A 19,508-nucleotide genomic window follows, 5' to 3' on the forward strand; every position below is an offset into this window, starting at 1 on the left:
GCACACGCACACCGCCGCCTGCCACCACAGCCCGGACTGGCGGGCCCGGCTCGACCCGGGCAACGCCCACGGCGCCCCCGCCCCACCACCGTTTCGGAGCAGCCCCGATGACCCCGGCACCGGCAGCGGCCGCCCCCGCCCGACCCGCGCCCCCACCGCCCGACCTCGACGGGCTGCCCGCGCTGACCGCCGCCCTGGCGGAGCGGGCCGCCGAACACGACCGGGACGCCACCTTCCCCACCGAAGGCATCGCGCTCGTCCACCGGGCCGGTCTGCTCACCGCGACCGTCGCCGAACGGCACGGCGGCCCCGGCCGAGGTCTCGCCGACGCCGTCCGGATCCTGCGCGCGCTCGGCGCGGGCGACCCGGCGGTCGCCCTGGTCACCGCGATGACCCTGTTCGTCCACGCCGCCGAGGCGCGCGAGGCCCACTGGCCGGCCGGTCCGCTGGCGCAGCTGCTCGCCGAGTCGGCCGAGCGCCCCACCCTGGTCAACCACGTCCGGGTGGAACCGGAGCTCGGCACCCCCGTACGCGGCGGGCTGCCGGCGACTGTGGCGAGACGGCGCGGCGACAGCTGGGAACTGACCGGGCGCAAGATCTTCTCCACCGGCGCGCCCGCGCTGCGCTGGCTGCTGGTGTGGGCCCGCACCGACGAACCCGAACCCCGGGTCGGCTCGTTCCTGGTCCGCGGCGACCTGCCCGGCATCACCGTCGAGCCGACCTGGGACCACCTCGGCCTGCGGGCCAGCCGCAGCGACGACGTGCTGCTGGACGCGGTACGGGTCCCGCTCGACCACACCGCACGCCTCGCCGCCCCCTCCCCGGAGGGCGGCCGGGACCCGATCGGCGCCGCCTGGAACTCGCTCGGCCTGACCGCCCTCTACCTGGGCGTCGCCCGCGCGGCGCAGTCCTGGCTCACCGCCTTCCTGCACGAGCGCACCCCGAGCGCCCTGGGCGCGCCCCTGGCGAGCCTGCCCCGCTTCCAGAGCGAACTCGGCCTGATCGACGTCGAACTCGGCGGCGCCGAGCGGCTGGTCGCCGCCCTGGCCGCGGCCGTCGACGCGGGCGAGCCGTCGGCCGTCGAGGAGGCCCCCGGAGCGAAGCTGCTCGGCACCCGCGCCGCCGTGGAGTCCGTCCAGCGGGCCGTCGCCCTGGTCGGCAACCACGGCCTGACCCGGCACCACCCGCTCCAGCGGCATCTGCGCGACGTGCTGTGCGCCCGGGTGCACACCCCGCAGGACGACACCGTCCTGCTCGCCCGGGGCCGGGCCGCCCTGCACCGCCCGACGGTCGGCTGACGGCTCGCTCCTTCCCCTTCCCACCGGCCCCGCCGTCCGCGGCGCTCCTCCCCGTCCCCTTGCCAAGAAGTCCCCTTGCCAAGAAGTCCCCTTGCCAAGAAGTCCCCTCGCCAAGAAGTCCCGTTGCCAAGAAGTCCCCTCGCCACGAAAGGCAGACCGCCATGCCCGTCGAGTTCATCGGCATGATCTCCACCCACGACGTCTCCGAGACCCGCCCCGCGCACGGCCCGGTGGTCGACCCCGACTACACCCGCCGGTTCGCCCGGGCCCACGAGGAGGCCGGTTTCGACCGCATCCTGATCGCCCACTCCTCGGCCAGCCCCGACCCCAACCAGGTCGCCGCCTTCGCCGCCGCCAACACCGAGCGGCTGGGCCTGCTGATCGCGCACCGCCCCGGCTTCGTCGCACCCACCGTCGCCGCTCGCACCTTCGCGACCCTGGACCGGTTCTCCGGCGGCCGGGTCGCCGTCCACATCATCACCGGCGGCCACGACGCCGAGCAGCGCCGCGACGGCGACTACCTCACCAAGGACGAGCGCTACGCACGCACCGACGACTACCTGACCGTGCTCACCAAGGCCTGGACCGCCGAGGAACCGTTCGACCACGAGGGCCCGTACTACCGCTTCGCCGACTTCAAGTCCGAGGTGCTGCCGCTCCAGCGGCCGCGCATCCCGCTGTTCTTCGGCGGCTCCTCCGAGGCCGCCTACCGGGTCGGCGGCAGGCACGCCGACACCTTCGCGCTGTGGGGCGAGCCGCTCGCCGAGACCGCCCAGCAGATCGCCTCCGTCCGCGCCGCCGCCACCGCCGCCGGGCGCACCGACGTCCAGGGCATCAGCGTGTCCTTCCGCCCGATCCTCGGCCGCACCGAGGAGGAGGCCTGGGAGCGCGCCCACCGCGTCCTGGCCACCATCAAGCAGGGCGGCGACGTCTTCGGCGGCCGCCGCAGGATCCTGCCGACCGGCCCCGGGGCCGCCCCGCAGAACGTCGGCTCCCAGCGCCTGCTGGCCGCCGCCGCCAAGGGCGACCGGCACGACCGCGCGCTGTGGACGGCCCCCGCCGCGGCAACCGGCGCCGCGGGGAACTCGACCGCGCTGGTCGGCACGCCGGAGACGGTCGCCCAGGCGCTGCTGGACTACGTCGACCTCGGCGCGACCACGCTGCTGATCCGCGGCTACGACCCGCTGGACGACGCGCTCGACTACGGAAAGGAGCTCATCCCGCTGGTGCGCCAGGAGGTCGCCCGCCGCGATGCCCTGGCTGCGCGGGACGCTGCGGAGACCCGGGTGCGGCAGTCCGAGCAGGCCGCCGTCGCAGTGTCCGGTGCCGCCCGATGACCACCACCGCAGCGGCCGCCCCCGTGCCACTGGCCGGCCCGTCCCCCGCCCTCCGGGAGCCCGCCGTCTGGGAGCCCGCCGTGGGCGTCACCGTGCGCGGCACCGTCCTGCTGCTGCCCGGCCGGGGTGAGCACCCCGGTGTGTACGCCCGCTTCGGGCGGCGGCTGGCCTTCGACGGCTACCGGGTGGCCGTCCCGGCCGTTCCCGCTGCGGGATCCGTTCCCGCTGCGGGATCCGTCCCCGCTGCGGGATCCGTCCCGCCGGACCTGGCCGGTCAGGTCACCGAGGCCCGCGCGAGTGCCCCGTCCGGCACGCCCGTGGTCCTGGCCGGCTCGGACACCGGCGCTCTGCTCGCCCTGGCCGCCGCCCGGCAGGCCGCGCCCGACGGGCTGCTGCTCGTCGGTCTGCCCACCGCGGGTGCCGCAACCGGGGCTTCGGACACCGCCGAGACCTGGACGGACGAGCTCGGCGCCCGGACGTCCTGCCCGATGCACCGCGACCTGCTGGCCACCGACCCGGAGTTCCGGTCCGGTGCCCTCGCCCAGGACGTGCCCGCCGCCCTGGCCCGGGCCGCCGAGGACGCGGCCACCGCGATCGCCTCCGTAGGGGTACCGGTCCTCGTGGTGCACGGGTCCGCCGACCCGGTGTCGCCGCCCGCCACCGCACGGCGCTTCGCCGACCGCCTCGCCGCCGGGCTCGTCCTGGTCGCCGACGGCCGTCACGACGCGCTCAACGACGCCGCCCACCGCAGCGTCGCCGCCGCCGTCGTCCAGTGGCTGGAACGCCTGCGGGGCGGCCCGCACCTGCCCGCCCGGATCGTCACCACCGACGCGGGCGGACGCACCCCCCACCCGCGTGCCCCGGAAGGAAGTCCCGCATGACCACCCTCGACGAACGGCCCGTCCGCACCCAGCCGTCCGCACCTGCCCGGCCGTCCGCGCTCGGCGGCACCCACGGTGCCGACCTGCTCCGCCGTGCCCTGCGCCGGCACGCGGCCGGTGTCACGGTGATCACCGCGGCCGGGCCCGGCGGCCCCGCCGGCTTCACCGCCACCTCGTTCACCTCGGTGAGCCTGGACCCCGCCCTGGTGTCCTTCTACCTGTCGGCCACCGCCTCGGCCGCGCCCGCGGTACGGGAGGCGGAGGCCTTCACCGTGCACATCCTGCGCGAGGACCAGCGGGAGCTGGCGAACCGCTTCGCCCGCAGCGGGACCGACCGCTTCGCCGGTACCGAGTGGCACACCGGCCCGTACGGCACACCCGTCCTCGCGGGCGCCGCCGCCCGGCTCACGGCCCGCCCGTTCCTGCTCCAGCCGGTCGGCGACCACCTGCTGGTCGTCGGCGAGGTACTGGCCGTCGACACCACCGACGGCCCGCCGCTGGTCCACCACGACGGCGGCTACGGCGGGTTCACCCCGCTCCGGGAGGGCTGAGCCGCCATGACGCTCACCGCCCACTGGTTCCTGCCGACCACCGGGGACAGCCGGCACGTCGTCGGCGGCGGCCACGGCTCGACGCCCGGCACCGTCGGCACCGACCGGCCGCCGAGCGTCGCCTACCTCGGCCAGATCGCGCGCAGTGCGGAACAGCTCGGCTTCACCGGGGCGCTGACGCCGACCGGCGCCTGGTGCGAGGACGCCTGGCTGACCACCGCGATGCTCACCCGGGAGACCGAGCGCCTGAAGTACCTGGTGGCCTTCCGCCCCGGTCAGCTCAGCCCGACGCTGGCCGCCCAGATGGCCACCAGCTACCAGAACCAGTCGGGCGGCCGCCTGCTGCTCAACGTCGTCACCGGTGGCGAGTCCGCCGAGCAGCGCGCGTACGGGGACTTCCTCGACAAGGCGGGCCGCTACGCCCGCACCGGGGAGTTCCTCTCCGTCACCGGGCGGCTGTGGCGCGGCGAACAGGTCGACCACCGCGGCACCCACCTCCGGGTGGAGGGCGCCCGGCTGACCCGGCTGCCGGAACCGGTGCCCGAGGTGTACTTCGGCGGCTCCTCGCCGGAGGCCGTCGAGGTCGCCGCCCGGCACGCCGACGTCTACCTCACCTGGGGCGAGCCCCCGGCCATGGTCGCCGAGAAGATCCGGCACGTCCGCGAACTCGCCGCCCGGCACGGCCGCGCGCCGCGGTTCGGCATCCGGCTGCACGTCATCACCCGCGACACCGCGCGGGCGGCGTGGGCGGAGGCCGACCGGCTGCTCGCCGGCATGGACCCGGCGCGGATCGCCGAGACCCAGGCGGCACTGGCCCGCAGCGAGTCCGAGGGGCAGCGGCGGATGCGCCAGCTGCACGGCGGCTCGACCGACCGGCTGGAGGTCTCGCCCAACCTGTGGGCCGGCATCGGCCTGGTGCGCGGCGGCGCGGGCACCGCCCTCGTCGGCGACCACCGCGAGGTGGCCGACCGGATCGAGGAGTACCACCGGCTGGGCGTGGACGAGTTCGTCCTCTCCGGTGCCCCGCACCTGGAGGAGGCGTACTGGGTCGGGGAGAACGTGCTGCCGATCCTCGCCGAGCGGGGGCTCTGGAAGCGCGGGGCCTGACGGCGGCCGCCGGAGGCGTCCGCTCGGGTCAGGTCGGGCGGCGGGGTGCGACCCCGCCGCCCGACCGACGCCCGTCACCCCAGCCGGGCGTCGAACTCCAGGGACTCGACCAGCTCGCCGACCCGCCGTTCCGGCAGGCCCCGGGAGACGAACCAGGCGCCGACGTTGCGCACGTCCCGCTCCAGGAACGAACGGCCACGGGGATTCGCGACGACGTCCACGATCTGCGGCACATCGATGATCACCAGCCGCCCTTCGTGGACCAGGATGTTGTACGCCGAGAGATCCCCGTGCGCGTAGCCGTCGACCGCGAGCAACGACAGGCTCCGCCCCAGCTGCTCCCACAGGTCCTCGACGTCCGCCTCCTCCGCGCGCAGCTGCGCGAGCCGGGGCGCCGCGGCGCCGCTCTCGTCGCCGACGAACTCCATCAGGATCTCCGTGCCCAGGATCTGCACCGGGTAGGGAACGGCCACCCCGGCCGAGTACAGCCGGCACAGCGCGGTGAACTCGGCGCCGGCCCACTGCGCGGCGATGGCCTCCTTGCCGAACGCGGTCCGCTTGGCCATCGCCCGGGCGATCCGGGACTCCTTGTGCCGCCGCCCCTCCAGGTAGCCGGAGTCGCGGTGGAACATCCGGTGCTGGGAGTCGCGGTAGCGCTTGGCCGCCATCAGGGTGCGGCGGTCCGTGCCCGGCACCCCGCGCTCCAGCAGGAACACGTCCGCCTCCTTGCCGGTCTTCACCAGCCCGAATTCGGTGTCCACGGCCGCGAGTTCGGTCACCACCCAGTCGGGGCGCGGCTCGGGCCCCTTCTCGGTGGGGGTGGACCGGTCCCAGGTCGACCAGCGGTCGCCCTCGGCCGGGCCGCCGTCGGGGTTGTCGTCGTAACTGTCGTGGCTGTCGCCGTGGTTCTCGTACGCGCCGCCATGGCCGTCGTGGCCGTCGTGCTGCTCGGCGTCGAAGTCGGCGTACTCGTCACCGGCGACGGCGTAGGCCCCGTGGTCGTCGAACCGGAACACGACCTCGGGCTCGTGGTCGTCGAACCGCTCGGAGCGGCGGCCGCGGCGGGGTGCGCCCTTGGCGCGGATACGGGAGAAGGAATCGGTCTCGGAAAAGCGCTCGCGCACTGCGGTGGCTCCTGGGGAACAGCCCACCGTTGCGCCAGTCGAGAGGCGTCGTCAGCCGGTGGGCGAAAGACGAGAGGAAGAGGCGTATGGCGCGCACACCAAGGCGCGCCGCGACACGGCGGCGACCATCGAAACGCACCTCCTCTGCTTCTCCACGTCGGTCCCCACGCCACGGGAGCCCCGCGGCGCGAACGAGTGAGAGCTTAGCGACTTCCGAGATCGGCGCAACCGAATATTCCCGCCCGCCCGCGCACGGCCCGACATGCCACGCCCGGCCCAAGGTCACCGACCGTTTCGGCGCGGCACGCGACAATGCGGTTCGTCGTACGAGCCCGGAGGGACGAACCATGGTCGGTGCCGCGCAGTTCCACGCCTGGGACGTACGGGAGTCCGGTCCGCCCGACGCCCCGCACCGGGTCCTCCTCCTGCCCGGCGGGATGTGCGGCACGACCTTCTTCGCCGACGTGACGGCCGCCCCCGCACTCGCCGACGCACCGGTCCGACTGATCGCGGCGACCGTCCCCGGCCACGCCGGCACGATCGCGCCCGTGGACGTGTCGATCGAGAACTACGCGGCGATCACCGGCACCTTCGCGGCCGAACGCGGCTGCACGGCCGTGGTGGGCCACAGCATCGGCGCCAACGTCGCGCTGGAGATGGTGGCCGGCGGACACTTCTCCGGGCCGGTGGTACTGCTCTCACCCACGTTCTCCCGGCCGGACGAGTCCAAGGCGCTCGCGGTCGCCTCGGCACTCGGCCGGGTCCCGGGGCTGGGCGCCCTGGTCTGGCCGGTCATGCTGTGGATGACGCCGAAGATCCTGGCCGAGGGCTTCCCGGAACGGCGCCGGGCGGAGCTCGTAGCCGATCTGAAGCGCAACTCCCCGTCGTTCTGCAACCGCGCCATCGCCGAGTACTTCGCCTACCTCGACCGGCACGGCAACCTCGTCCCCCGGCTGTGCGAGTCCGGTGCCCGCGCCTGGGTGGTGCGCGGCGACCGGGACGAGGTCGGGCTCACGGACACCGAGCGCGCCGCCCTCGAGGCCTGCCCCTCCGCCACCCTGGTGGAGGTCCCCGACAGCGGGCACATGGTGATGGTGGAGCAGCCCGAGGCGGTGGCCCGCCTGGTCGCCGACGTCGTGCTCGGCGACGGCTGAGGCCGTTATTTCGGTGCGGGCCGAAACCTCGGCACCATAGGTTCTCCCTCATGAGCATCTCAGCGGCGGGCGTGGCCCCGAGGGACGGCAAGGCACTGGCGGCGGCCTCGACGACGGTGGTGCTGTGGGCATCCGCCTTCGTGGCGATCCGCAGCGCGAACGGACACTTCGGCCCCGGATCCCTGGCGCTCGGCCGCCTGCTGGTGGGCACGGTCGCCCTGCTCGGCCTGCTGGCCTACCGCCGGGAGGGCCTGCCCCCGCGCGCCGCCTGGCCGGGCATCGCCGTCTCGGGCCTGCTCTGGTTCGGCCTCTACATGGTCGCCCTGAACTGGGGCGAGAAGGAGGTCGAGGCGGGCACGGCGGCGATGCTGATCGGCATCGGCCCGGTCCTGATCGCCCTGCTGGGCGGCTGGCTGCTGCGCGAGGGCCTCCCGTCCAAGCTGCTCGCCGGGATGGCCGTCTCGCTGACCGGCGTGATCGTCGTCGGCCTCTCCATGTCGGGCGGCGAGGGCAGCTCGGTGACCGGCATCGGCCTGTGCCTGCTCGCGGCCGTCGCCTACGCGGCGGGCGTGGTCGCCCAGAAGCCCGCCCTGCGGCACGCCACCGCCCTCCAGGTGACGACCTTCGGCTGCCTGATCGGCGCCGTCGCCTGCCTCCCGTTCGCCCCCCAGCTGGCCTCGGACCTCTCCGCCGCCCCCCTGTCCTCCACCCTCGACGTGGTCTACCTCGGCCTGTTCCCCACCGCCCTGGCCTTCACCACCTGGGCCTACGCCCTCTCCCGCACCACCGCCGCCCGCATGGGCGCCACCACCTACTCCGTCCCCGCCCTCGTCGTCGCCATGGCCTGGCTCCTCCTCGGCGAAACCCCCGCTCTCCTCACCCTCGCCGGCGGCGCCCTCTGCCTCGCCGGCGTCGCCGTCACCCGCCGCACCTGACCGGGCCCACCTCAACCAGCCGTCACTTGCCCACCGATGAGCCGCTCCCACAACGGTGTCTCCCCGGAGGGGGATCGGTACGCCTTCCGTTCCTCTCCATCGACGTGGACGACGTGGAACTCCAGCACCCGCTCCCGGAAGATCCGCCTCCCGGTGGCGCGAACGCCGGCCTTCCCTGTCGCGATCAACAGCACCGCGGCAATCGCCGACTCCATCGGCTTTCCTCGAACGAGAAGTCGGGCCGCGTCGTCGCGAACAGTGTTCGCGACGACGCGGCCCGACGGCGGGCGCCTCGGCTGCGGCCGTTCCGTTGCCGGCACACTCGTCGAGTGGGCCGGGACCCCCGTACGGCGGCCGGTTCGTCCTGCGTTCCACCGGGTGGGGCCGGAGGTCGCGCAGGGGTTCGCCGCAGGCGCTGTCTGTCGCTCGCCGTCCCCCGGCGGCGGCAGGTGTTGATGTGTCACCGCCCGGCCGTACCGTTCCCGGTCAGTGGGCGACCCGGGTGCTGGTCAGGGACGGCGCGGCCTAGTAACCGCAGAAGGGCAGGCGGCTCTTGGCGGCGCCGTAGTCCACGTATGCCGCGTAGGTCCACCCGTACACGCTCTGCTGCCACCCGGCGTCGTTGTGGTACTCGCGGTAGGTGTGGTACCAGAGGCTTCCGGAGCCGATGTCCTGGCCCCAGTCGCTCCAGCAGTCGACGTCGATCCCGTCGTGCGAGGACGGGAAGAGGTCCGCCGCGACCTTGGCGCTGTTCACGTTGTAGTACCCGTACACACCGACACCGTGACTGGTGCTCAGCCGGATTCCCACCGACGCGAGGGTGGTCTGCGAGGTGGCGGCGCGCGGAGCCGCTCCCGCCGGGGCGGCGGCCACCACTCCGCCCGTGGCCGCGGCGCCGAGCAGCGCCAGGGTCGCGGTCAGCTTCCTGCCGATGAACATGGTGATTTCCTCCTGCGGGCCGGGCGGCGGGTGCCGGGACGGTCCCTGGTCGCGCCCTGCCGTTGTCCCCCATCCTCGGCGCCCCGGAGCGGGACCTCCATGACGGCAGGTTGACGTTCTCCTGGCGTTCCGGGCGCCGGGTCGGGTGCCGACGGACGGCTCGTCCGACCGGTCGGGCGCTGATCGGTTCGGTCCCCCGCGGAGTGGCCCGGTGGCGGAGGGGTGCTGACGGTGCCGCAGTCGGGGTTCGTGGTGGGTGCTGCGGATGTCCGCTCCCGGGAAGCGGCCGGCTTCGTCTCCGAGGACGACGCGGTGCCCGCGCCGGTGGAGTGGAGCGTGCGACCGACACCCGTATGCGGCGCGAGGTGGTGGGCCAGGTGCTCGACCACGCCGCCGACGGTCGCGGCGGCACTGCTCTTGTCGCCGGGCGGCCCGCGCCTGCACGCTGGATCGGGACAACAGGTCTGCGAGCGGGCGGGGTTCGACGAGCCGGGGGTGGGCGTGGCGGCAGGGGCGGAGGGGCGCAGAGTGCCACTACGGGGCCGGATTCTGCTGCGCGGCGTGACCGCGACAGGCCTCGCCGCGCTCATGACGGGCGTGGTCGCCGGCGTGGGGTGGCTGTCGATGTGGATGGTCTACCACTGGGCCCACCTCCATGTGGTCGGCATCGTTGTCATGCTGGCGGGTGCGGCGGCCCTCCTTCTCGGGGCGGCGGCCGGCGTGGCCTACCACCCCGCGTGGTGGAGGGTGTCAGCGGCGTCGTTGGCCGTGTTCGCGGTCGGCTGGCTGGTCTTCGAGGAGTACTGCGTGTCGATGGCCGACCAACAGGCGCTCCACGACCGGGGCACGACCGTGCCCGCCGTGGTCGTCAAGGTGCGGAAGGGCGACCAGAACTCCTCCACCACCGTCGAGGTACGCCTCCCCGACGGCAGTCGCCACGGGAACGTGGAGCTGGGTGACTGGACGCCGCGGACCGGCGAGCAGACCGTCGTCACCGTGGACCCGTCGGGAGCGGCCCGGTCCCGCCTGGGCCCGCCTCCCGGGCCGCCCGACGCCACCGCGCGCAACGCCGGCCTGGCCGCTGTCGCGGTGGGCTCGCTCGGCCTGGGCGCGCATCTCACCGGCTTGCTCGAAACCGCCCCGCTCCGGAAGTCCCGTCCGCCCGAGGACGCGACTCCCGCCGGACACCGGCGGCGGCCCCGGTGGCGACGCCTGTGGCCGGGGTGACAGGCGTACCCGGCGGCGAGCCACAGGCGTCGTCCGGCACTCGGCGCTCGGTACTTGGCACTCGGCACTCGGCATTCCGTCCTCAGCCCGATGCGGCGAGGCTCTTCTCGAACGCGGCCAGGTAGTTGGGCAGGTGATGGTCCCTGACGGCGTCCGTCTCCGGGGCCAGCAGGTCGGTCGCGAAGCCCTTGGCCCGGTCCTTCAGCCCCGCCACGAGCGGCATGGACTCGTGGAGGTGACCGCCCGCGTCGAAGTAGCGCAGCGTGTCGACGTGGGTGAAGAACGGGCCGGGCGGCAGGTGGGGGACGATGTCGTTGTTGTTGACGAAGCGGTAGCAGCGCTGCCGGAAGGCCGTGTTGTGGGCGGCGGCGAGCTGGCGCTCGCACGTCCGGGGCTGGCCGAAGGTGTAGATGCCGTCCGGCAGGAGCCGCGGCTCCTCGAAGTAGAACCTGCTGCCGGCCAGCATCGCGAGGGCGCCGCCGAGGCTGTGCCCGGTGAACCAGATGCTCTGGTTCCCGGTACGCAGTTCCTTCACGGTGTCGCGGATCCCGGGGTAGACGGACTGCAGGGCCTGGTGGAAGCCGTAGTGCACGAAGCCCTTGTTCGCCGGTCCGGGGACCGGCGGGGTGTTCACGTCGGTGAGCCAGTCGTAGATCTTGAGCACCTCGGTGCCGCGGAACCCGACGACGATCATGCGGTCACCGGCCATGACGTAGGCCTGGGTGTCCTCGATCGGGAACGGCATGGCGTGCTTGGACTCGAAGTGTCTGACCTCCTGGAAGCCCCAGGCCCGCGCCTGCTCCTCGATGGCCTCGCGTTCCAGCGGCGCCAGGCCCGCCGCGCGCGCCATCCAGTAGGCGTGCTGCAGGGAATAGCGGGTCGTCGAGTGGTCCAGCGCGGGAACGGCCATCGGTGTCCTCCGGGAGAGCCTGGGCGGGAACACCCAGCACCATAGGCCCGTGGACGAACGACCCGGCCCGGGACACGCCCTGCCCGGGACTCTTGCCCCGAGCCGCTTGCCCCTGCCCCTCGCCCGGGGCTCCGGCTACCTGCCGCGCTTCCGCGCTTCCTTCATCAGCTTCGTCTGCTTCCGCAGTTCCTTGACGGTCCGCCTGGTGTTCCTGGCGATCCGTTCCTTGTCGCTGCGGAAGTCGACCAGGCCGAACGTGCCCATCGAGGTGAGCTTGCGGAAGACGCCCATGCCGCTCCTTCGGGTCCGTGTCCGTCGTCAGTGCGTCCGGGTGAACGAACCTACCAACCGGGCCCGGGCCGGGGCAGGCAGCGCGGCGGACAGGCCGGCAGACCCACGGCTCGTACGGGCGGCCGGTCGTTCAGGTGGGGTTCCCGTCCGGGAGCCGGGCCGGCTTCCGGCTGGTCCCGCTGCTCTCCCGCGTCGAGGCCGTCCGGCTCGGCTGAGCGCGACGACCGCTACGCCTGCTTCTGGTCCGCGGTGGCGGCGCTGGCGACCGCGTCGGCGACGGTGGCCCGGTAGAGGCCCAGCCTGGGCGCCCGCACCTTCGCGCCGGAGCCGAGCGGGAAGTTCCGGGCCTCGGCGGTCGGCATGTGGTCGCCGTCGGCCACCACGTTCAGCTCGTCGACCCCGCTCGCGGACGCGGCGGTTCCGCCACCGGGGTTGAGGTCGATCACGGCGAACGCCGTCCTGCCCGCGCCGACCGGGTAGGCGGGCGGGCCGCCCAGCCCGCCCGGGACCAGCGGCCGGATGTCCTTGCCACGGTCGGCGGCGTGCGAGTCGCCCACGCTGACCAGCGGGAAGTAGCTCAGGCCGCAGGAGCGCGCGCCCTGGTTGCGGACCTCGATCACCCGCTGGCTCGGCGCCTCGGGGCGGGTGGTCACCCGTATCGCCAGGTCCTTGGCGTCACAGGGGTGGGTGTAGGCGTAGGAATCATCGGCACCTCCGCCGCCGGGCGCGGCCGTCGCACCGGGCGCGGCCGTCGCACCGGACGGGGGCGTCGCACCGGAGGGCGTCGCCGCCGCCGTGGGCACCGTCGGCGCTGTGGGCACCGTGGTCTTCGGCGGTGCGGCCGGAGCGCCGGTCGGAGCAGCGGTCGCGCCACCGGTCGGAGCGCCGGTCGGGCCCGCCGTCGGCGTCCCGGTCGCGGCCTGCGCCGGCCCCGGACCGGTGGGGTCGTCGGGTCCGCAGCCGCTCGCCGCGAGGAGGACGCCGACGAGCGCGGCCGGAACGAGCAGAGTGCGGCGAGCCGACATGGCAGATCCCCCGGGGACGACGTACGGATGTGCGGGATCGCCCGGCAGCACCGTCGGAACCCCGCCGGACAGTACTGCGGTCCCCTCCCGGCTCCGCCCGACGCCCCTGCGCTCCCGATCCGGCCCGCACCTGGCCGACATCACCCCTCCTGACCTGCGGGAACGCTTCACCTCGACGCCACCGGACGGGTTCTCCCGACCCGGCCCGCCCTGCCGCGCTGCCCGTCCGCCCCCACCGTTCTGCCCCTCCCGCGCTCCGGAACTGCCCGCACGGCACCCGGCCGTCGGTAGCGGAAGGGACAAGGCCCCTGGACGGCGCGCTCGTTACCGCGCGCCGTGCCAGGCGGCGGTGGCGGCGATGACGGTCCGGGCCAGCGCCGCAGGCTGCTCGCGGGCGATGAGGTGTCCGGCGTCGCGGACGGGCAGGACCGTGGTGTGCGGAGCCAGCCGCAGCAACTCGTCGATGTCCTCGGCGCCGACCGACGATCCGGTACCACCGTGGACGAGCAGGACGGGCAGGTCTAGCTCCGCGGTGACCTGCCGGAGCACGGGCACATGAGCGAGGATGTCCTCGACGAGTTCCGCGTATGCGCCGGCCAGGCCGCCGGCGGCGAGGAAGGCGCGGACCCGGGGGGCGTCGAGACAGGGGACGACGTCGACCAGGACCAGCCCTGCCACCCTCGCTCGCACGGCCGGATCGGTGAGGGCGGCCACGGCGGCGAGTCCGCCCAGCGAAGCGCCGACGACCACGCAGCCCGACGGCTCGCCGCACACCACGGCGGCGACGTCCTCCGCGCACGCCGCCAGCGTTCGGGCGTCGCCGTCGCTGTCACCATGACCTCGCTGGTCGAAGGCCACGCAGCGGAATCCGGCGTCGACGAGGGCCTTGCTGACCGGCGCCCACACGTGACGGCGTTCGCCACCGGCGTGGAGCAGGACGTAGGTCGGTCCGGCACCGACCTCCTCGCCACGCAGGACCGCGTCGGGGCGGGCGATCCACCGCGTTCGCGGGACGGCAGCGCCCGTCATGGGACTCTCACCCTGCCCCCTCTCACCGCGCACGGAGGAACGAGCACCGCCGACGGCGGGTGGGCTCCCCCCGAACCGAACGTGACGTCCCGCACCGCCGGAAGGGCCGCACGCCGAAACCGTACACCTGGTTCCACGCCCGCTGAAGGCCCCGCGCCACCCGGCAGGGCGGCGCTCCTCCGCAGGTTCGGCCGCCGGGCCGACGATCCGCGGGACGCGCTGATCCTGTGCCGTTCGGTCGGGTTCCGCATCGGGCGGAGCCGCACCGCCGCCCGCCGCCCGGTGACCGGTGGCCGGGACCCGCCGCCCGGGACCCGGGAGCCGGGAGCGCCTCACTGGGCCGGTGACTGCCGCCTCGCGCGGTAGGCGCGCTTCTTGGCGAGGGCGCCGCAGGTCTTCATGGAGCACCAACGGCGGGCGCTGGCACGGGAGGTGTCGACGAAGGGGACCGCGCAGTCGGGGTTCCCGCACAGGCGGACGTGGGCGCGGTGCTCGGAGGCGCAGAGGGAGATCAGGTCCCGGGCGACCATGGAGAGCACCGCTGTGATCCCGTCGCCGTGCCAGCGCACGGTGCCGGCGTCCGGGGCGAGTTCGGGCATCGAGGGCGGCTCGGCGGCGGCGCGGTTGACCAGCGCGATGTCCTCCGGGGCGGGCGGGACGGCCTCCGCCAGTGCCCGGCCGGTCCGGTGGATCGCCTCGCGGAGGTGTCGCGCCCGATCGAGGTCGGCACCGGTGCAGGGCGGTGCGGCCGTGGTGCAGGCGCTCTCCACCGCCCAGCGGCTCAAGTCCTCGGGCCGGAGCAGCCGTTCGAAGGGCGTGCCGGTGCCGCGGTCGGCCAGGGTGCCGGCGAAGGCGAAGCACAGCCGCGCGTCGTCGAAGCGGAAGTCGCTCTTGGCGCGTTGACGTCCCTCCCGGGTTCCGTCCGCAGCGCCTGTTCCACCTGCACTGCCCGTACTTCCCGCGCCGGCCGGGGACGGGGTCGGGTCCTTGGGTTCGCCTTCCATGTCCACCACTCTATGCGGTTGACATCGTTCCGAACAAGCGTCTACGTTCCAGGTCCACCACTTGAACCGGTGGACTTTGCGTGGCGGTCTCCCGCTTCACGCGTCTTCACCCCCCAGTACGAGGAGGTGGCGCCGTGCGCGCCGCAGTCATCGAGGAACTCCACCGGCCGCTCGTCCTCCGCGATGTGCCCGACCCCGTCTGCCCGCCGGACGGAGCGATCGTGAAGGTCGGGGCGAACGGCATCTGCCGGACCGACTGGGCGCTGTGGGCCGGGCAGTTCTGGACCGGCGGACCGCGGGTGGAGGCCCCGTTCGTGCTCGGCCACGAGTTCGCCGGCACCGTCGTGGAGGTCGGCCGCGACGTCCGGGGGTGGAAGGAGGGCGCTCGTGTCATCTTCCCGATGAACCCCGGCGAGGGCTCCTGCGAACCGTGCCGCAGTGGCAACCAGCACGTCTGCGACCATGTCGACGCGCTGGTGCCCGGGGTCTCGTACTGGGGCGCCTTCGCCGAGTACGTGATGGTCCGCTTCGCCGACGTCAACCTGGTCGAGGTGCCCGAGGGGGTCGGCTTCACCGACGTCGCCGCGCTGGCCTGCCGCTACATGACGGCCTTCCACGGGGTCGTCGACCAGGCCCGGGTCCGCGGCGGCGAGTGGGTCGCGGTGTACGGCGCCGGGGGCGGCACGGGCCTGTCGACGGTGGAGATCGCCGCGGCGACGGGTGCCAACGTCATCGCGATCGACATCACGGACGACAAGCTGGACGCCGCCCGCGCGCTCGGCGCGGTCCACACCGTGAACGCCGCCGCGACCGACCCCGTCGAGGCCGTGAAGACCCTCACCGGCGGCGGCGCCCAGGTATCGGTCGACGCCGTCGGCATCGCCGCCGCCTGCCGCAACTCCGTACTCTCCCTGCGCACCCGCGGCCGCCACCTCCAGCTCGGGCACACCACCGCCGCCGAACAGGGCGACGTCGCCCTGCCGATCGACGTCATGATGGTCAAGGAGCTGGAGTTCGTGAGCGCTTTCGGCATGCAGGGCCAGCGCTTCGGCACCATGTTGAACATGATCGCCGCCGGCCGGCTCGCCCCCGGCCGGATCGTCTCGCGCACCGTCGGCCTCCACGAGGCGAGCGAGGTCCTGGAGTCCCTGGAGACGTACGGACCGACCGGTGTCGTCGTCATCGACTCGTTCAGCGCCTGAATCCGTCGCCCCCGACGAGCTCCCACTCCCCGAAAGCAGTCACGACCATGGCCGATCCCCGCACGTCCGGTTCCCGCACGTATGACAGCTGCACCCACGATTCCCGTCGGCCCGATGCCCCTCGGCCCGATTCCCGTCGGCCCGATTCCCGTCGGCGGATGGACCAGGAGCTGAGCCTGGCCCTCGACGCGGTCCCGATGACCCCCAACGGAGCGTTCGACCTGACCGACCTGGCCACGACGCGCGCGGCCTTCCGCGCCCAGGCCGAGGCCGCCGCCGACAGCTCGCCCGCCGACCCGTCGGTCACCGTCGAGGAACACCTCGCGAGCCGGGCGGACCGGGCGCACGGCCCCGACGTGCCGGTGGCCGTCCGCCTGCTGCGCCCCACCACCGCGCCCGGGCCCCTGCCGGTCCTGCTCTGGTTCCACGGCGGCGGCCAGGTGCTCGGCTTCGCCGCCCAGGACGAGCCGTGGCTGACCGGGCTGGCGGCGGCCCTCGGCTGCGCCGTCGCCGCGGTCGACTACCGGCTCGCCCCGGAGACGCCCGCCCCCGGCGCCGCCGAGGACGGTTTCACCGCCTACCAGTGGCTCTGCCGCGAGGCCGACGCCCTGGGCCTGGACGGCGCCCGCATCGGCATCGCCGGCCAGAGCGGGGGCGGCGGGATCGCGGCCGCCACGGCCCTCCTGGTCCGCGACCGCGGCGGCGCGGCACCGCTGTTCCAGTCGCTGACGTATCCCATGCTCGACGACCGCAACCGGACCGCGTCGAGTCACGAGATCACCGACATCGGCATCTGGGACCGTTCGACCAACCTGCTGGCCTGGCAGGCGATCCTGGGCGACCGCACCGGCACCGAGGACGTGTGCCCGTACTCGGCCCCCTCCCGCGCCGACGACCTCGCCGACCTGCCGCCCACCTTCATCACCGTCGGTGACCTCGACTGCTTCCGGGACGAGGACCTCGACTACGCCACCCGCCTGCGGGCCCAGGGCGTCCCGGTCGAGCTCCACCTCTACCCCGGTGCCTACCACGCGTTCGACCTCATCGCTCCCGGCTCCCGGCTGGCCACAGCCTTCCACCGGACCTGGTTCGACTACCTCGCCCGCCAGTTCGCCGCCGTACCGGTCCCGGGCTGACACCGGTGGCGGCGGTCCGGTCGGCCGCGCCGAGCTGTGCGCGGCCGGCCGGCCCGCGGGTGCGGAAAATCGACCACCGGCGTGGCGATGAGTTTTCCGGTCCCGGCCGGTCTACATCTCGAAGGGACAACCGCACCGCACACACCGGGAGTACGGACCATGGGAATCGTCCAGATCGAACTGTTCGCCACCCTCGACCTCGTCGCGCAGGCGCCCGGCGGACCGGACGAGGACCCGGTCGGGTTCCCGTTCGGGGGCTGGCAGGCGCCCCTGCTGAACGAGGTCACCGGGGCGCAGATCGTCGCCGCGTACGAGGGCACGGACGCCCTGCTGCTCGGCCGGCGGACGTACGACATCTTCGCCGCGTACTGGCCGCACCAGAAGGACGGCGAGATCGCCGAGCTGTTCAACCGCGTCCCGAAGTACGTGGCCTCCCGCGGCACGCCGGACCTCCCCTGGGACGGCTCCACGCAGCTCGGCCCGGACCTGGCCGCCGCCGTGCGCGAGATCCGTGACCGGCACGAGAACGTGAAGGTCGTCGGCAGCCTCGACCTGGTGCAGACGCTGCTGCGGGAGCGGCTGTTCGACCGCCTCGACCTCTGGGTGCACCCGATCGTGCTCGGCGTCGGGAAGAAGGTGTTCGACGGCGGCGCCGTTCCCACCAACCTCGCCCTCCTCGAGCCGCCGGTCGCCGGACCGGAGGGCACCGTCTACCTGCGCTACGCCCGCACCGACGGCACCCCGGCGACGGGCGACATGAGCGCGCCGGACCGGGGGCTGGGGCGCGACGGCGACAACGGCAGCGGCAACGACGGTGGCAGCGGCACCGGCGGCACCAGCAACGGCCGGTGACCTGAGATGGCCACCGTCGCCGTCAACGGCACCGTCCTCGGCATCGAGTCCTTCGGCGACCACGACGCGCCGCTCCTCCTGCTCGCGGGCGGGCCGACCATGCTCTCCTGGCCCGACGCGCTCTGCGAACGGCTCGCCGCCGGCGGGCGCCGCGTGGTGCGCTACGACCTGCGCGACAGCGGCGAGTCGGCGACGGTGGACCCGCAGGCGCCCGCCTACACCCTGCGCGACCTGGCCGCCGACGCCGCCGCCCTCGCCCGCGCCCTGGGCGCGGCGCCCGCGCACCTCGCGGGGAACGGCGTCGGCGGGATGGTCGCCCAGGTCGCCGCCCTCGACCACCCCGACGCGTTCTCCGCCCTCACCCTGGCCGGCACCCGCGCCGTCGCCCCCGGTCCTCCCGACGACGACCTCCCCGACCACGACCGGGCGACCATGGGCCGATTGTTCGCCCGCCCAATGCCGGACTGGACCGACCGGGAGGCGGTCGCGGAGTTCGCCGCCACCGGCGCGAGCATCCGCGGCGACGACCCCGCCGCCGCCCGCGCCACCGCCGCCCGCATCTGGGACCGCACCCCGGGCAGCGACCCGGCGGTCCACCTCGCCAACCAGCTGGGCACGGTCTTCGCCCGCCTCGACTGCCGACCCCGCTGGCGCGAGCGCCTGCCCACGCTCGACCTCCCCACCCTGGTCGTCCACGGCCGCCACGACCCGCTCTTCCCCCTCGGCAACGGCGCGGCCCTCGCCCACGAGATCCCAGACGCCCGACTGCTCGTCCTCGACCACGCCGCGATCGCGATCCCCGACGCGGCGGTCGACGAGGTCGCCGCCGCGATGCTCGCCCTCGAACGGACACTCCCGTCCGGACGGCGGCTCGGGACGGGCGGGCGGCGCACGGGCTGACGGGCCGGTTCTCCGGCGCCTGCTCTCGGCGCCGCCGCGGACCGCGGCGGCGCCGACCTGCTCAAGGTGTCAGGTCGCAAACGGGGGGTGGAGCGGGGAAGGGCCCGGGCCGGGGACCCGCCGGACGGCTGTGGTGATCGACACCGGCCCCGACCCGGAAGAATGGGCCGGGTGACCAGCACCCAGCCCCTCCCCCGCGGCCTCACCGCCCTGATCCCCGACGCCCGAACCAGGGCCACGCCCGGTGAGCGCGCCGCCTCCCAGCTGCTCCACCTGCGCGAGGCCACCGTGCCGGTCCCGCTCCTCGCCGCGGCCGCCGAGCTGATCACGCCCCAGCTGAAGGACCCCGACCCGGCCACCCAGGAGGCGGCCGCGGCGGTCCACGCGCTCCTCCTCGCCGCCATCGAGGGCGCCGCCCCCGACCGGTAGCCCGCACGTTCCGGCGGGCCCCGGGTCGGAACCCCTACGGCACGGGAGCGGGGCCCGCGGACGGTGGCAGCAGGCAGGGGGTGATGACGCTCAGGTACATACGGTCCCCGGTACCGGTAGTGGAGGCAGTGGCCGAGTAGCGGCTGCTGGGGTGGAAGGCCCTCGTCGGGGTGCGGG

Annotated in this window: 21 protein-coding genes; 13 read left to right on the forward strand and 8 right to left on the reverse strand. The window is 74.5% G+C overall.

The window, feature by feature from the left end; translation table 11 throughout:
* Nucleotides 1–107 precede the first annotated feature (107 nt).
* The 5 genes from BLU95_RS01980 to BLU95_RS02000 all read left to right on the forward strand — a co-directional run bounded on the left by BLU95_RS01980 (nt 108) and on the right by BLU95_RS02000 (nt 5,174).
* A complete protein-coding gene (locus tag BLU95_RS01980; RefSeq protein ID WP_093858377.1) occupies nt 108–1,298 on the forward strand; it encodes an acyl-CoA dehydrogenase family protein in 1,191 nt (396 codons plus the stop codon).
* A gap of 161 nt (nt 1,299–1,459) precedes the next feature.
* Nucleotides 1,460–2,635, forward strand: coding sequence for an LLM class flavin-dependent oxidoreductase (locus tag BLU95_RS01985; RefSeq protein WP_093864574.1), 1,176 nt, complete (start codon nt 1,460–1,462; stop codon nt 2,633–2,635).
* Complete coding sequence (locus BLU95_RS01990; RefSeq protein ID WP_093858378.1) at nt 2,632–3,516, forward strand: alpha/beta hydrolase; 885 nt, start codon at nt 2,632–2,634, stop codon at nt 3,514–3,516. The genes BLU95_RS01985 and BLU95_RS01990 overlap by 4 nt, the downstream gene beginning before the upstream one ends.
* Entirely contained in the window at nt 3,513–4,067 is a 555-nt protein-coding gene (locus tag BLU95_RS01995) for a flavin reductase family protein (protein WP_093858379.1), read from the forward strand. Before BLU95_RS01990 ends, BLU95_RS01995 begins: the two co-directional genes overlap by 4 nt.
* A 6-nt stretch (nt 4,068–4,073) precedes the next feature.
* Nucleotides 4,074–5,174 carry an LLM class flavin-dependent oxidoreductase gene (locus BLU95_RS02000; RefSeq protein ID WP_093858380.1) on the forward strand — a complete coding sequence of 367 codons (1,101 nt, stop codon included), beginning with the start codon at nt 4,074–4,076 and terminating at the stop codon, nt 5,172–5,174.
* A 74-nt stretch (nt 5,175–5,248) separates the two neighbouring features.
* On the opposite strand, the gene BLU95_RS02005 is transcribed toward BLU95_RS02000, so the two are convergent.
* Nucleotides 5,249–6,298: a serine protein kinase RIO gene (locus BLU95_RS02005; RefSeq protein WP_093858381.1), complete on the reverse strand. Its 1,050-nt coding sequence runs from the start codon at nt 6,296–6,298 to the stop codon at nt 5,249–5,251.
* 347 nt (nt 6,299–6,645) lie between these two features.
* Here BLU95_RS02005 and BLU95_RS02010 point away from each other — a divergent pair, with 347 nt between their 5' ends.
* Both BLU95_RS02010 and BLU95_RS02015 read left to right on the forward strand, forming a co-directional pair.
* Nucleotides 6,646–7,452 carry an alpha/beta fold hydrolase gene (locus BLU95_RS02010; RefSeq protein WP_159424723.1) on the forward strand — a complete coding sequence of 269 codons (807 nt, stop codon included), beginning with the start codon at nt 6,646–6,648 and terminating at the stop codon, nt 7,450–7,452.
* A 50-nt stretch (nt 7,453–7,502) separates the two neighbouring features.
* Nucleotides 7,503–8,387: a DMT family transporter gene (locus BLU95_RS02015; RefSeq protein ID WP_093858383.1), complete on the forward strand. Its 885-nt coding sequence runs from the start codon at nt 7,503–7,505 to the stop codon at nt 8,385–8,387.
* Nucleotides 8,388–8,398: 11 nt separating this feature from the next.
* On the opposite strand, the gene BLU95_RS02020 is transcribed toward BLU95_RS02015, so the two are convergent.
* Both BLU95_RS02020 and BLU95_RS02025 read right to left on the reverse strand, forming a co-directional pair.
* On the reverse strand, nt 8,399–8,602 hold the full coding sequence (locus tag BLU95_RS02020; RefSeq protein WP_093858384.1) for a hypothetical protein: 204 nt from the start codon (nt 8,600–8,602) through the stop codon (nt 8,399–8,401).
* 310 nt (nt 8,603–8,912) lie between these two features.
* Nucleotides 8,913–9,326 carry a hypothetical protein gene (locus tag BLU95_RS02025; protein ID WP_093858385.1) on the reverse strand — a complete coding sequence of 138 codons (414 nt, stop codon included), beginning with the start codon at nt 9,324–9,326 and terminating at the stop codon, nt 8,913–8,915.
* A 561-nt stretch (nt 9,327–9,887) separates the two neighbouring features.
* Here BLU95_RS02025 and BLU95_RS02030 point away from each other — a divergent pair.
* Nucleotides 9,888–10,553, forward strand: a complete 666-nt coding sequence (locus tag BLU95_RS02030; RefSeq protein WP_159424724.1) for a hypothetical protein — start codon at nt 9,888–9,890, stop codon at nt 10,551–10,553.
* A gap of 82 nt (nt 10,554–10,635) precedes the next feature.
* Here the strand turns inward: BLU95_RS02030 and BLU95_RS02035 are convergent, their stop codons facing one another.
* From BLU95_RS02035 to BLU95_RS02050, 5 genes are all read right to left on the reverse strand, one after another.
* On the reverse strand, nt 10,636–11,463 hold the full coding sequence (locus BLU95_RS02035) for a lipase family protein (protein ID WP_093858387.1): 828 nt from the start codon (nt 11,461–11,463) through the stop codon (nt 10,636–10,638).
* 135 nt (nt 11,464–11,598) lie between these two features.
* The gene (locus BLU95_RS42060) at nt 11,599–11,754 is read right to left on the reverse strand and encodes a hypothetical protein (protein ID WP_159424725.1); all 156 of its coding nucleotides are present in this window, start codon (nt 11,752–11,754) and stop codon (nt 11,599–11,601) included.
* A gap of 227 nt (nt 11,755–11,981) precedes the next feature.
* On the reverse strand, nt 11,982–12,779 hold the full coding sequence (locus BLU95_RS02040; RefSeq protein WP_093858388.1) for a DUF4232 domain-containing protein: 798 nt from the start codon (nt 12,777–12,779) through the stop codon (nt 11,982–11,984).
* Nucleotides 12,780–13,103: 324 nt separating this feature from the next.
* Nucleotides 13,104–13,808, reverse strand: a complete 705-nt coding sequence (locus BLU95_RS02045; RefSeq protein WP_093858389.1) for an alpha/beta fold hydrolase — start codon at nt 13,806–13,808, stop codon at nt 13,104–13,106.
* A gap of 332 nt (nt 13,809–14,140) precedes the next feature.
* Complete coding sequence (locus BLU95_RS02050) at nt 14,141–14,812, reverse strand: CGNR zinc finger domain-containing protein (protein WP_159424726.1); 672 nt, start codon at nt 14,810–14,812, stop codon at nt 14,141–14,143.
* Nucleotides 14,813–14,946: 134 nt separating this feature from the next.
* On the opposite strand from BLU95_RS02050, the gene BLU95_RS02055 reads away from it, so the two are divergent.
* The 5 genes from BLU95_RS02055 to BLU95_RS02075 all read left to right on the forward strand — a co-directional run bounded on the left by BLU95_RS02055 (nt 14,947) and on the right by BLU95_RS02075 (nt 19,331).
* The gene (locus BLU95_RS02055) at nt 14,947–16,014 is read left to right on the forward strand and encodes an alcohol dehydrogenase catalytic domain-containing protein (protein WP_093858391.1); all 1,068 of its coding nucleotides are present in this window, start codon (nt 14,947–14,949) and stop codon (nt 16,012–16,014) included.
* Nucleotides 16,015–16,172: 158 nt separating this feature from the next.
* The gene (locus BLU95_RS02060; RefSeq protein ID WP_159424727.1) at nt 16,173–17,150 is read left to right on the forward strand and encodes an alpha/beta hydrolase fold domain-containing protein; all 978 of its coding nucleotides are present in this window, start codon (nt 16,173–16,175) and stop codon (nt 17,148–17,150) included.
* Between the two features lie 159 nt (nt 17,151–17,309).
* Nucleotides 17,310–18,002 carry a dihydrofolate reductase family protein gene (locus BLU95_RS02065; protein ID WP_093858393.1) on the forward strand — a complete coding sequence of 231 codons (693 nt, stop codon included), beginning with the start codon at nt 17,310–17,312 and terminating at the stop codon, nt 18,000–18,002.
* Nucleotides 18,003–18,008: 6 nt separating this feature from the next.
* Nucleotides 18,009–18,902, forward strand: coding sequence for an alpha/beta fold hydrolase (locus BLU95_RS02070; protein ID WP_093858394.1), 894 nt, complete (start codon nt 18,009–18,011; stop codon nt 18,900–18,902).
* Between the two features lie 171 nt (nt 18,903–19,073).
* On the forward strand, nt 19,074–19,331 hold the full coding sequence (locus BLU95_RS02075; protein WP_159424728.1) for a hypothetical protein: 258 nt from the start codon (nt 19,074–19,076) through the stop codon (nt 19,329–19,331).
* The last annotated feature ends 177 nt before the right edge of the window (nt 19,332–19,508 follow it).

Origin of the sequence: Streptomyces sp. TLI_053 (assembly GCF_900105395.1) — a bacterium.
Taxonomy (GTDB): domain Bacteria; phylum Actinomycetota; class Actinomycetes; order Streptomycetales; family Streptomycetaceae; genus Kitasatospora.

Bases quoted from the DNA above. Each gene is read 5' to 3' on its own strand.
- BLU95_RS01985 (WP_093864574.1), top strand. From the start codon at position 1,460: ATGCCCGTCGAGTTCATCGGCATGATCTCCACCCACGACGTCTCCGAG.
- BLU95_RS42060 (WP_159424725.1), bottom strand. From the start codon at position 11,754: ATGGGCGTCTTCCGCAAGCTCACCTCGATGGGCACGTTCGGCCTGGTC.
- BLU95_RS02070 (WP_093858394.1), top strand. From the start codon at position 18,009: ATGGCCACCGTCGCCGTCAACGGCACCGTCCTCGGCATCGAGTCCTTC.
- BLU95_RS02045 (WP_093858389.1), bottom strand. From the start codon at position 13,808: ATGACGGGCGCTGCCGTCCCGCGAACGCGGTGGATCGCCCGCCCCGAC.
- BLU95_RS02025 (WP_093858385.1), bottom strand. From the start codon at position 9,326: ATGTTCATCGGCAGGAAGCTGACCGCGACCCTGGCGCTGCTCGGCGCC.
- BLU95_RS02060 (WP_159424727.1), top strand. From the start codon at position 16,173: ATGGACCAGGAGCTGAGCCTGGCCCTCGACGCGGTCCCGATGACCCCC.
- BLU95_RS02040 (WP_093858388.1), bottom strand. From the start codon at position 12,779: ATGTCGGCTCGCCGCACTCTGCTCGTTCCGGCCGCGCTCGTCGGCGTC.
- BLU95_RS02020 (WP_093858384.1), bottom strand. From the start codon at position 8,602: ATGGAGTCGGCGATTGCCGCGGTGCTGTTGATCGCGACAGGGAAGGCC.
- BLU95_RS02015 (WP_093858383.1), top strand. From the start codon at position 7,503: ATGAGCATCTCAGCGGCGGGCGTGGCCCCGAGGGACGGCAAGGCACTG.
- BLU95_RS01995 (WP_093858379.1), top strand. From the start codon at position 3,513: ATGACCACCCTCGACGAACGGCCCGTCCGCACCCAGCCGTCCGCACCT.
- BLU95_RS01980 (WP_093858377.1), top strand. From the start codon at position 108: ATGACCCCGGCACCGGCAGCGGCCGCCCCCGCCCGACCCGCGCCCCCA.
- BLU95_RS02035 (WP_093858387.1), bottom strand. From the start codon at position 11,463: ATGGCCGTTCCCGCGCTGGACCACTCGACGACCCGCTATTCCCTGCAG.
- BLU95_RS02000 (WP_093858380.1), top strand. From the start codon at position 4,074: ATGACGCTCACCGCCCACTGGTTCCTGCCGACCACCGGGGACAGCCGG.
- BLU95_RS02065 (WP_093858393.1), top strand. From the start codon at position 17,310: ATGGGAATCGTCCAGATCGAACTGTTCGCCACCCTCGACCTCGTCGCG.
- BLU95_RS02050 (WP_159424726.1), bottom strand. From the start codon at position 14,812: ATGGAAGGCGAACCCAAGGACCCGACCCCGTCCCCGGCCGGCGCGGGA.
- BLU95_RS02010 (WP_159424723.1), top strand. From the start codon at position 6,646: ATGGTCGGTGCCGCGCAGTTCCACGCCTGGGACGTACGGGAGTCCGGT.
- BLU95_RS01990 (WP_093858378.1), top strand. From the start codon at position 2,632: ATGACCACCACCGCAGCGGCCGCCCCCGTGCCACTGGCCGGCCCGTCC.